The sequence below is a fragment of the Kitasatospora sp. NPDC059722 genome (genome assembly GCF_042733235.1).
Taxonomy (GTDB): domain Bacteria; phylum Actinomycetota; class Actinomycetes; order Streptomycetales; family Streptomycetaceae; genus Kitasatospora.
The window spans coordinates 66,575-77,585 of the sequence record NZ_JBHWGD010000047.1; the positions used below are offsets into that span (position 1 = coordinate 66,575).

An 11,011-nucleotide genomic window follows, 5' to 3' on the forward strand; every position below is an offset into this window, starting at 1 on the left:
TTTTAGGACAGCTCACGTCCTAGAACGATGGCAATCTGAACGGCATGACCCAGGACATGCCCGCCCGCATGCTGCGCCTGCTCTCCCTCCTCCAGACACGCCGTGAATGGTCCGGCGCCGAACTCGCCACCCGCCTCGGCGTCACCGGCCGCACCGTGCGCCGCGACATCGACCGCCTGCGCGAACTCGCCACCCGCCTCGGCGTCACCGGCCGCACCGTGCGCCGCGACATCGACCGCCTGCGCGAACTCGGCTACCCCGTCGAAGGCACCACCGGTCACGCCGGCGGCTACCGCCTCGCCGCCGGCACCGACCTGCCACCCCTGCTCCTCGACGACGAGGAAGCCATCGCCGTCGCTGTCGCCCTGCGCACCGCCACCAGCGGCGTCACCGGCATCGAGGACACCGCCCTGCGCGCCCTCACCAAACTGGAACAGGTCTTCCCGACCCGGCTGCGCCACCGGGTCGCCGCCCTCCAAGCGGTCACCGTGCCGCTCGCGCCGGGCGGCGGCCCCCGGGCCGACCCGGCCGCCCTCGCCACCCTGGCCGCCGCGTGCCGCGACCACGAGATCGTCACCTTCGACCACCGCGCCAAACACGCGACGGACGCCACCGCCCGCCGTGTCGAACCCCACGCCCTGGTCGCCGCGGGAAGCCGCTGGTACCTCGTCGCCTACGACCTCGGCAAGGACGCCTGGCGCACCTTCCGCGTCGACCGCCTCTCCGCCCCCGCGCCCACCGGACACCGCGTCCCGGCACGCGAACTGCCCGGCGGTGACCCGGCCGCGCACGTCGCCGCCACCATCGCCGCCGCCCCCGCCCGCTACACCGCCCGCGCCACCGTCCCCGAACCCGCCGAAACGGTCCGCGCCCGCACGGGCGCCCTCCCCGACCGCCTCCACGCCCTGGACGCCCACACCACCACCGTCGACCTCTCCGCCGACGACCCCCTCCACATCGCCGCACAACTCCTCACCCTGGGACCGACTGCCACCCTCCACGGGCCGAGCGAACTCGCCCCTCACATCGAGGAGCTGGGGCGACAACTGCTCCGGGCAGCCCGCGCACTCAGCGCAGCGGACGACAAGCAACCAGACGGGTGACCGAGCCCGACCACCCAGACCTCCACAATCGACCGACTCCCTTGACTTGCTGTCCGCTCAGCCGGCGCCGCAGCGCCTGCTGCACCGCATGGCCGAGGTCGAGGCCGCCTCCGGCCCGAATACGGACCAGAGCGATTTCCCGGCCCCGTCCGGTCCGTGTCCGGATGCCGGTGAAGTGCACCGGTCCGAAAAGGACGCCGACGCGGCGGCCTGTCCGCCGGCCCCGCAAACGCCCCGGGGCGAAAGCAGCAGCACCACGGCCGAAACTGACGGGCACGCAGCGCTGCGCAGCGCGGTCGCCGACCCGATCGCCCGCTTAGGCCGACCGGACCGTCACCACGACCTCGGCGTCACCTTCGGCGCGGGCTGGCAGCTGGCCACCTGGAACGCCCCGCAGGCGGGTGGTGCGCGGCTCCTGGTGCGCGCAGGTGTCCCGGTCGGCTGGACCACGCTGCTGCTGCAGGGCCCGGGAGGGCTGGGCGGCTGGATCGCCGTCGAGCACCAGGGTGCCGGCGAGGCTGGCCGGTTCGTGGTGGGGACCCTGGGCCGGCCCCAGACCTTCGCCACCCCCGACCTCGCCCTGGACGCATTCCACCGGCCCGGTTGGCGCCTGGCCGACGTCGACCCGCCCCGCACCCCGGCCACCGCCGCCCGCACGCCCGCGGTACCGATGCCCGACCTCACCCTAGGCCAGGCCACCGGCTGGACCGCGCCCACCGACCGGAGCCTGGGCGAGGCACGCCGCGACTACGCCCTCGGCGACGGCCTGGTCCACCTCACCTGGCCCACCGCCCCGAACGTCCAGGCCCTCGAACGGCGAGGCCGCCAGCTCGGCTGGACCGAGGTCTACGACGACAACAACTCCTGGATCGCCCTCATCAACGGCCACCCCGTCGCCGACGCCGCCGACGACCTCCCCCTGCTCTCCACCAACCCCACCGACGCCCTCACCCTGCTGCGCCTCACCGTTGCGCGGGACCTCGGCGGCATCGCGCCCGGCCGACTGCTCCCCCGTACCAAGGGGTGATCCCGCTCACGGACATTCCGAGAGGACAAGGCCCAAGACCTGGGCGAATCGGGTGGGACAACACGCTGGTCAAGGGGCCGGACAAGGGGGTCGGTCAGACCGCGGACAAGGGGGTGGCGTGCATCGTCGGCCGCACCCGGGGCGCTCGCTCGGATGCCGGGACGGCCACCGCGCCGGTCCCGGCCTGCTGCTGACGGAAGGCCACCTCGATGTCCACCACCTCGCTCGCCGCGCCCGACCCGGACGACGACGACCAGGCCGCCGACCACCACAAGGTCGATCGGTCGGCGAAGGCCTCGCCCGGCCGGGACAAGGGCCCCGGCGCCGCCCCCGCGGGCACCTCCGCCGGCACCTCCGTGCCCCCGACGGCCGACCGGGCCGTTTCCGCAGGCCAGCCGCCCCGGACAAGGGGCCGAAGCCGTGGCGACAACCCTCTTCCTGCCGCTGCCGAGGTGCGGTGGAAGGCGGACTCGACGGAACCGGTGTGGCGTAGGGTCTTGGTGTCGCTCGGCCTGTTCCAGCGCGCCACCGCTCGCGAGCTTTGGCATCTGGTCCTGCCGGGACAGCGGATCGACAAAGCGACCCGCGACGTCCTGGTCGACCTGGAGGCCGCCGGGAGGGTGCGGGCGGAGCTGCGCCTGCCGGACAACCGCAAGCTGTGGCCCCTGACCGCAGCCGGCCGCGGCGAAGCCGCCCAACTGCTCCAGGCCGGGACGAAGCTGTCCAAGCTGCGCACCGAGCGCGACGGCCGGGCAGGTGCTCGGGATGGTCCGCTCGGAGATGGGCTCGACGGCCCGGGGTGCCGGGTGCTCCGGTGCCCAGCACGCGATGGCCGTTAACGAGACGATCGCCGCGTTCGTGCGCGGCGGCCGCGCACCGGGGGCCGCGGCGGGGTCGGCACGGTGCGGTCCTGGTCGACCGAGACCGAATTCCTGCTGCCGGGCGGGCGGCGCAAGGTGCGCCCGGACGGTGTGTGGCAGGCCCCGGAGATCGGGGTGCCGGTGCTGATGGTGGAGGTCGACCGCTCGACCATGGCCCCGGCCGACGTCGCCGCGAAGTTCCCCCCCCGTACCGCGAGCTGTTCCGCACCAGGGTCCGCGACAACGATCCGGCTCTCGCCGACCGGGAGTCGGCGGAGCGGGCGGTGCACTGGTGGCGCCGCGCCTACCCCGGCCACGCCCGTGCCGGGTTTCCTCCGGTCGCGCTGGTCGTCACCGACGCCGGACCCCTCGCACTGGCCAACCGGCAGCAGGCCGTCGCGGACCTGTCCGCCGACTGCTGGCGCGGCCGATGGCGCAGGGAGGTCCGCGACTACAACGACGACGGGTGGCGCGAGTGCGACGACGCCGTGCCCGTCGTCGCGACCACCCTGGAGCTGCTGGCCGGGCACGGACTACTCGGGCCGGTGTGGTGGCGCTTCGGCCGCTCGGGCCAGCACTCCCTCATCGAGGCGCTGGAGAACCCGAACAACCGGGCCGCCTACGACCAGTACCCTTGCCGCGTCCACGAAACCCACCCCTCGCCGCCGAGATCTTCTGGCAGGCAGTCAAGTCCGCTGAGAATTCGGCAGATAGAAGAACGGACACGGTTCACTCCAACGAGTCTGCGACCTCGCTTGCTGCGCTTCGACTAGCGGGCGCTGTCTACCGGGAGGGGCTTGGCGACGACTTCCGGCGGGACCACGGCGACGCCATGCTAGCGCCGGAGCGGCTGGCGAAAGACGGCCCGATGGGCTCCGCCTGGTGGGCGATACGGTCGATCAACGGCGGGTGGCCAGGCGGGGGTCCCTAGGAGGCGGGTGATCCCGTCGTCGGTGATGACAAGGATGTCGTCGTCTTCGTGGCCGGCGCAGTCCGGTCAGTAGTCCTCCGGAGCGGGTAGGCCGGCCTCGTGCGGGTCAGGTGCGAGCAGAAGCCCGAGCGCCCGGACGCACGCTGTGCCGCGCTCTTCCACGGTCAGCTGCTTGCAGGCCCTGTAAGACGACGTCGGTCGGGTGGCCGAACACCTGCTGGTAGACCGTCGCCATGCGGTTGAACGCGGCGGCGTCGGGACGGGTGTACGACAGCAGCTCGTCCGGGAACCCGCCGTAGATCTCGCTCTTGATCAGGCACACCCGGCCGGCCAGGCACTCGTCGATCGCCGCGTCGTACAACGAGGCCACCACGGCAACATCCGCCCGCTTCTCGGCATCGTCGGGTGGGACCGAGCACCTCCGAACCCCGTCCCGACTGTGGTTGCGCGCGTGGTCCGTCTGCGTCCCGCATTCCCCTCGGCTCGAAGCCTGGCGCAAAGCCTTCCATCAACTGCCCCTTCTCCGTGGTGCCTTCCGGGAAAATCCACCCGGCGGGGGACGAGGCGGTCGATCATCGCGGCCGCGACGTCGTCGGCGGCTCTCTCGCGGCCTCAGCCCCCGGCTCGTCCGATCAGCTGGTGCAGGCCCACGACGCTCGCGCCGGCGGCGGTCAGCCCGGCCAGCGCCGCGCCGGGTGCCGACCGGGTGCTGAGGTAAGTCAGCCCGCCGGCGACCAGCCCGATGACGGCTGCCGTCAGGAGGATGATGGCGGTGCGGACCGTCAGGAGCGGTTCGGTTTCGGACTGGTTCGGCGGGGTCGGAGTGGGCGAACCCATCTTCTCCTCCACGGAGCTGTCGGTGGTTCAGACGCCGCTCGTAGGTCTCGCCGGAGCCGGTACCCCACGGACGAGTTTCCCCGCGACCGCTCTAAAAGATCTTGGAAAAGGTCCGTGGGGTACACGGGGGAGGGCCACCTACAAGGGGGCGGACATGCACCGGAGGTGAAGGGAGTAGGCCGGAGGCCGACGCTCGACCCCGCGCCTCTGGGTGGGCGGGAGACGACCGGAAGGGGAGGCGATGCAGGGCGACGACGCGGGCCGGCAGGTCGTGGCCACGGCGCGCGCCCGGGACCTACAACCCACAGGTCAACCGAGCAGAAACGGCCTCGCCGCGCCGGTGCCGGCAGAGGTCTTACTCGCCGAGGAGTCCCGCCCCGACCCGGAGGCCCGCCGGCTGCAGGAGAGCATCGACCGGCGGATGGCCGACCAGCGCATCGTTCAGCTGCTCGCGGGGGACGGCTTCGCGGGCCGGCGGTACGACCGGTTCGTCGAGGAGCTCGTCCGGTACGGCATCGCGGTGCTGAAGGCGTGGATGCACTCGGGGTACATCTTCAAGCTCGTCGCGGCCCGCGGGTACGGCCTCAAGGCCCACGAACGGGAGCTGGAGCAGCTGCACCTCGACAACGACCTCCGGGAGGAGCTGGCCACCATGACCATCGCCTGCGCGCTGCCCCGCTTCCGCGAGCAGGCGTTCGTCGAGGGCGGTTGGCGGTTCGAGGGCGGCGCCAGCATCACCACCTACTTCATGGGGGCCTGTGCCTACGACTTCCCGAACGAGTTCCGGCGTTGGCGGGCCAGCGAGGGGAGGCAGTCTCGGGCCCTGCGGCGCCAGGAGGCCGTCACCCAGGAGCCAGTCCGCGCCCTGAGCGTCGCCGACGAGGTGCTGGGCAACCTGCGAGTGGTCGCGGATCTGGAGGACATCGACGACCCCCGGACCAGGGCGGCGGTGGCCATGGTCATCGACGGCTACTCGCAGGAGGAGATCCGCGAGGTCCTGGGCGCCGCGACCGTACGGGTCGTCGAGGGGCTGCTCTACCGGTGGCGCTGGCGCGCCAAGGCCAAGCAGAGCAAGGAGCCGGACCGTGACTGACGACCAGGACTTCGACGCCCTGCTCGAACGATCCTCTCTCGGTTCCCCCGGAGCCCGCCGACTGCGTGCGAGCACCCTCCCGGCGCGCGCCGCCGTCGTGCGTCGGATCACCGAGCTGCGCAACATCATCGCCCACGCGGACCGCGCCGCCACCCGCGAGAACGCGCTGCAGGAGCTGACGGAACTGCTGCATTCTCTGGAGGGCTCCACCGCAGCGAACGCCTTCATACGCGCCGCCGAGCTTCTCCGCGATTGGGGTATCGACCCCCACCAGCCGGAACGCTCCAAGGCCACGCCCGCCGAGCCGGGACCTATCACTTCTGTGTCGATCGAGACGGAGCTTCGTGGACTGCCGCGGAGAGCGGAGATCCACGTCAAGCCTGCCGAGGGGAACGGTCAGCAATCGGACCCGGTAATGCAGGAATCCGGCGCCATCGAGCAGCTGCCGGTCGACTTCGCGGCGTTCTTCACCAGTGAGCACCCGGCCTGGCTGCGCTACGCCCACCAGCGGCTGGGCCACCGCGCAGACGCGGAGGATGCGGTGCAGAACGCGGGGTTGGTGCTGTACCGCCGCTGGGCCCGGGCACTGTCCAGCCAGGATCTGCGCGCGTTCGCGTTCGACGTGGTCGAGGAAGCGGTGCACGACGTGCTGCGTCAGCACGCCAGGATCCGGCGGAACCTGGTCGACCTGGGCCTGGAGCCAATCAGCGAGTTGCCGGGCCAGGAGTCCACCGAGATCGACCAGTTCGCCAAGCGTGACCTGCTCGCGCGCGCGATGGCGCGCCTGGCCGAGCACTCCCCGATTCAGGCCGAGGTGGTGAGACTGCGCCAGACCCATGAGTCGTACCACGACATTGCCGAGCTCCTCGGCATCACCCAGACCACTGCGCGCACCTATTACAGCCTGGGCTGCCGTTCGCTCGAGCACCTTCTTCTCTCCGACGATGCATGAACAACGACGAGGTGGACGTCGACCAACTCCTTCAGCAGGAGGCTGAAGAGATCGAGCGGGAGTGCCTGGACCATGATCCGGTGGCGCGCCCGACGGACGGCCGGCACTGCTCCCTCGCGCGGTACGGTCGGGCAGACCAGGTCCGCGCCGGGCGCGGTGGACTCCGCCTCAGGCGCAACCGGTCGGCCCGGGGCGGGCCGAGGCATCATCCCGCCCGTCGTCCAGGTGGGGCTGTGGCCGTGTTGGACGTGTCGGGGTTCGATCGGGGGGACGGCGGGCTCGGAGCTGGCGCCGCGGGAGAAGGTGCGGCCGGGCCGGTTGGAGTGCCCCGAGTGCGTGCAGGCCCGCGCCGCAGAGGACTTAGGCCTGCTGGTGCTGCCGGTCCCGACCAAGTGCGGGCTGGTGGCCGCGCTGGTCTCCGCTCCGGACGATCCGTGGTGGGAGGACCGCGTGTTGCACCCAAAGCTCTACCCGGCGAGGGGCCGCCGGGTGTGACCTGTTGGTGGTGGTGGGCGCGAAATGGCCTCTCTCGCTTGATTGTCTGGACCTTTAGTGTGCCTGTCGGGGGTGTCTGGCGGGTGGTGTTGGCTGGGCGGGGTTGGTGACTGTGTGTGGTGGTTGGTGGGGTCGGGGGGCGGGTCGGCCGCTGGCGGGGCCGGTGAGGTGTTGTTGGGTGTGTATTCCGGGGCGAATTCCGCCGGTAATTCCGTATGGATGTTTTGGCGGATCGGCTTCCGGTGGTGTTCTGAATTCGAGTCGGAATTGCGGTGGCGGGTGTCGGTGTTCGGTTTGGTGGGGCCAGGTTGGGTACCGCGTCGTCCGGGCCTGTTGCGCTTTGCTCGGTCGCCGTTGTCCAGGCTGGGCCCGCCGTCCCCCGGTGGCTGTGCCTGAGCCCGCCTCGCTGTGCCGCCGTCCCGGGCCTGTTGTGTCCTGGCTGGTGCTGCGGCGCCGTCCGGGGCCGTTCGTCGTCCCGCTGCGCTGCCGTCCGGGCCTGCTGGGCACCGCCGGGCGGCCGCCGTTTGCCCGCTACTCCTTAACGATCAGGCCCCCCAGGATCAGCACCCCGGAGACGGCGGCGCCGATCCGCTGGCGGCGGCTCCACTTGTCCTAGCCGCGCACGCCCTTCGAGGCGACGAGCAGGCCCACCATGCCCGACAGGAACACCAAGAAGCCGATCAGATGCCTCATCGCACTCCCCCTCCCTGCGGCCGTCGGATCTGCGACCGGTGTCGACTCCGACAGTCCCGCGGCGCAGCGTACCGCCGCCCCGCCCCTGACGTGTCGCGTGCTGTGAGGGCGCGGTAGCGGCTCGGTCAGGACCCGTCGCGCGCCTGCGTGTCGGCACGTGGCAGCATCTCGCCATGACCGCTCGCTCCAGACGTTTTACCGTCGGCCGCACCGTCTTTCTTGGGTATGCCGTGTTGCTCATCGTGCTCGGGGTCTGGACGACGGTGCAGCCCTGGGCCGATCCTTTGTCTGGCTCCGGTGAGTTGCCTGCGGTCGGCTTTGCGGTGGCGTCTGCACCGGCGGCGCTTCCGCTGGTCGCGACCGGTGTTGGCGGGACGCTGAGCGACCCGGCCTTCAACGCCCTGGTCGTCCTCGTCGCACTCGCCGAGGTTGCCGTTCTGCGCTGGACGCTACGGCGCCGCGCGTCGAAGGGGCAGGCGGCTGACTGAGCGTCTGGCTCGGCGTCCTGGGCGTCGTTTTCGTCGGTGACCACCAGGACTCGTTGTCCCGGTCGCCGTCGTTCAGTGGGCCGCCGGCCCCGGCTGTTGCTCGGCGTTGTCCCGGCCGTGTCGCCCGCCGTTGACGGGGCCGCCGGCTGCGCCCGGTCGTCGTCGATGCCGACGGCGGTCAGGTGCCGTCCGGGGTGGTCGGCTCGCCGTCGTCCTGCCGCGTTTTTGTCCTGTCCCCCGTCCGGCCTGGTCGCCGGCGCGTGGGTGCCTGGTGTGCTGGAGGGTTGGTGGGGTGGCGGGCGTTGTCGGGTCTGCCATGTGCGGCTGTTCGGTCCGGGCCTGTTCATGAGAGGTGCGCTATGACCCCTGTCCGTCCCCACGTGCGTGTCCGAGTTCTTGCCTGCCGGGTGCTGGCGCTTCGCGTCGTCACCGGCGTCGGCGCGATCGTCGGTGCGGGCCCGGTCCATGCCGCGCCGCAGCATGACATCGTGGCCGAGTCCCTGAACGACGGCGGGAGCCATGCCCAGGAGTGGATCACCGTCATGTCCTGTGCGTACTTCGTTGACCCGGTGACGGGCGCCGTGGGTCAGCTTCTCGGGGGCGGGGAGGATATGGCCTGCTCACCCAATTCCGAGCGTCTCGCCTGAGCCAAGCCGGACCGTCGTTGTCCCGGTCGCCGTCGCCCGTCTCCGGTTCCGCCGCCGGCCCCGGCGGTTGCCCGTCGCCGCCCCTGCGGCCGCCGACCGCGCAGCCAGCCGCATCTCGTCCTCGTTCCGTCGCCGGGCCTGTTCCGCCGTCGTCGCCGCGCTTCGGGGCCGCTGGCTGCGCCCGGTCGAGGCCCTGGTCGGCGTTCTGGTCCCTGGTGGTGGCTTCGGTGCTGGGTGTTTGTGCTGGTCAGGGTGGTGTCAGGGACTGAAGTGACCGAGGTCGGGAGTTGGGGCCGCCGGCCGTCCCCGCCCGCCCGCCGCTCCTCGCCGCCGTCGTCCCGGTGGCCGCGCCCCGCCCCCGGTGGTGCTGTCGCACCCCCTGTCTCGTCGGGTGCTGTCGTGTCCTGTGACGTGGCCGGATACCCGGGATCCCTTTTGTGTGGAACGAACGCGACAGTAGGGCGGGACAGGAGGCCGGCCACCGCCGTCCCGCCGCGCTCGAGCGCCCGCCACCGCCCCGCCACCGCCCCGCCCCGGGGGCCGCAGGCCCCGTTCCGCCTGCTCACCCGGGCCCGGCCACGTTCCCCCGCCCGGTGGCGCCGCAGGCGACACCCCCACCCCCGCTAAGGGGCCGCCAGGCCCCGGCCCCGCCGAAGGTCCTCCCCGTTTTCCCCGTATTCGTGTGGTGCTGCGCCGGGTCGGCAGGGGCGCCGGTTCAGTGCTCACCTGGCCCGTTATGAAGCAGGGCCATAGGCCCGTTTGTGATGGATTCTCAGGGTGCTTTCATGGCGTGTTTTCCACTGTGTTCTCCGGCCTATTCATGATGTCGACGGCAGGTGATATCAGGTCGGGCGGACAGGCCTCTTCAAGGTGACGAGATGGCGTGTTTCCAGTGCGGGACTTCAGGTGACGTCATGACGCGTTTCCAGAGATTCCCCGGAGCGGATGTCGTGTGTCACCGTGCGTCACTCGTGCTCGTTTATGCGGACGCTGTCCCATAGCCCGTCGCTGCTCCGTGACGGGGTGTTGGCAGGGCCGGGCCACACCGGGGCCCGATGGTGTTCTCCGGCTGTGGAAGGTGCGGCCCCTGGGCGTTTCCCCGGGGTGGCCCCGCCGTGGTGTGCGGAGGGTTTCCAGGGGCGGGCCGCAGGCCCGTGCAGCACGTCTCGGGGGCCGGGGACGACGCCGCCCCGCCCTATCCGTGCGGGCCCCACAGACGGAGCCGAGTGCCCGACACCTCTTGCATCTTTGACGTCGGGGCGCCGCAGGCGCCTGAAGGCCTGGTCAAAGGCCGTCACCCGGGGCTGCGCCCCGCCCGGCCCCGCCCCGGCCAGGCCAGGCGATGGCCTGCGCCCCCCCGGGGGGGCCACCTCCGCGACGTCTCCGGGGCGCAGCCCTGGGTGCCCCGCTGGAGGCCGCTCCCTCCGGGGCCCGACGCAGCCACAAGGAATTCACGTCAAATCGTGAACGGTGCCGCGCCGGATATCGCCCGCCCCGTCAGGGGAGGGCCCTCTATCGGAATTTCGCGTCACATCGTCAACGGCTCCGGGGCCGACCGGAGGGAGGGCCATCTACCCGAAATTCGCGTCACATCGTCAACGCCGATCATGGCGGGCCGGAGGCCCGTGCCAGACAACCCCTCACATGAGGCCCCGCCAGGGGCCGCAACCCACCCGCCAATTCGCCGCAGGCGAATAGCCCAAGCCACCCCCGCCCGGCTGTGCCGGGGGGGGGGGGCGTGGGCCCCCCCGCCCGGGGGCGCCGCCCGGGCGCGCCGGTTGTGGTGGTGGTTGTCGAGTCCCCGGCGCGGGGTGCCCCGCGCCCCCCCGGCGGCGGCGCCCGCGGGGGGGGCCGACAGCCCGGTCGCGGCCTCGCGCAGCACGCC

11 protein-coding genes are annotated in these 11,011 nt (G+C 72.0%); 9 read left to right on the forward strand and 2 right to left on the reverse strand.

Annotation, left to right across the window (positions count from 1 at the left end; all coding sequences use genetic code 11):
- The first annotated feature begins 44 nt into the window (after positions 1–44).
- The 4 genes from ACFV4F_RS27030 (at position 45) to ACFV4F_RS27045 (ending at position 3,763) form a co-directional block, all read left to right on the forward strand.
- A complete protein-coding gene (locus ACFV4F_RS27030) occupies positions 45–1,103 on the forward strand; it encodes a helix-turn-helix transcriptional regulator (RefSeq protein ID WP_380506204.1) in 1,059 nt (352 codons plus the stop codon).
- Between the two features lie 175 nt (positions 1,104–1,278).
- Positions 1,279–2,130, forward strand: coding sequence for a hypothetical protein (locus tag ACFV4F_RS27035; RefSeq protein ID WP_380506207.1), 852 nt, complete (start codon positions 1,279–1,281; stop codon positions 2,128–2,130).
- Between the two features lie 209 nt (positions 2,131–2,339).
- Positions 2,340–2,969: a hypothetical protein gene (locus ACFV4F_RS27040; protein ID WP_380506210.1), complete on the forward strand. Its 630-nt coding sequence runs from the start codon at positions 2,340–2,342 to the stop codon at positions 2,967–2,969.
- Positions 2,970–3,274: 305 nt separating this feature from the next.
- Complete coding sequence (locus ACFV4F_RS27045; protein WP_380506213.1) at positions 3,275–3,763, forward strand: hypothetical protein; 489 nt, start codon at positions 3,275–3,277, stop codon at positions 3,761–3,763.
- A gap of 264 nt (positions 3,764–4,027) precedes the next feature.
- On the opposite strand, the gene ACFV4F_RS27050 is transcribed toward ACFV4F_RS27045, so the two are convergent.
- Both ACFV4F_RS27050 and ACFV4F_RS27055 read right to left on the reverse strand, forming a co-directional pair.
- On the reverse strand, positions 4,028–4,294 hold the full coding sequence (locus tag ACFV4F_RS27050; RefSeq protein WP_380506216.1) for a hypothetical protein: 267 nt from the start codon (positions 4,292–4,294) through the stop codon (positions 4,028–4,030).
- Positions 4,295–4,533: 239 nt separating this feature from the next.
- On the reverse strand, positions 4,534–4,758 hold the full coding sequence (locus tag ACFV4F_RS27055; protein WP_380506219.1) for a hypothetical protein: 225 nt from the start codon (positions 4,756–4,758) through the stop codon (positions 4,534–4,536).
- A gap of 241 nt (positions 4,759–4,999) precedes the next feature.
- On the opposite strand from ACFV4F_RS27055, the gene ACFV4F_RS27060 reads away from it, so the two are divergent.
- The 5 genes from ACFV4F_RS27060 (at position 5,000) to ACFV4F_RS27080 (ending at position 9,126) form a co-directional block, all read left to right on the forward strand.
- The gene (locus ACFV4F_RS27060) at positions 5,000–5,851 is read left to right on the forward strand and encodes a hypothetical protein (protein WP_380506222.1); all 852 of its coding nucleotides are present in this window, start codon (positions 5,000–5,002) and stop codon (positions 5,849–5,851) included.
- Positions 5,844–6,803 (forward strand): RNA polymerase sigma factor, encoded by a 960-nt coding sequence (locus ACFV4F_RS27065; protein ID WP_380506225.1) that lies wholly within the window; start codon positions 5,844–5,846, stop codon positions 6,801–6,803. Before ACFV4F_RS27060 ends, ACFV4F_RS27065 begins: the two co-directional genes overlap by 8 nt.
- Positions 6,804–7,121: 318 nt before the next feature.
- Positions 7,122–7,298 (forward strand): hypothetical protein, encoded by a 177-nt coding sequence (locus tag ACFV4F_RS27070; RefSeq protein ID WP_380445864.1) that lies wholly within the window; start codon positions 7,122–7,124, stop codon positions 7,296–7,298.
- Positions 7,299–8,164: 866 nt separating this feature from the next.
- Complete coding sequence (locus ACFV4F_RS27075) at positions 8,165–8,479, forward strand: hypothetical protein (protein WP_380506228.1); 315 nt, start codon at positions 8,165–8,167, stop codon at positions 8,477–8,479.
- A 359-nt stretch (positions 8,480–8,838) separates the two neighbouring features.
- Positions 8,839–9,126 carry a hypothetical protein gene (locus ACFV4F_RS27080; RefSeq protein WP_380506231.1) on the forward strand — a complete coding sequence of 96 codons (288 nt, stop codon included), beginning with the start codon at positions 8,839–8,841 and terminating at the stop codon, positions 9,124–9,126.
- Positions 9,127–11,011: the final 1,885 nt, after the last annotated feature.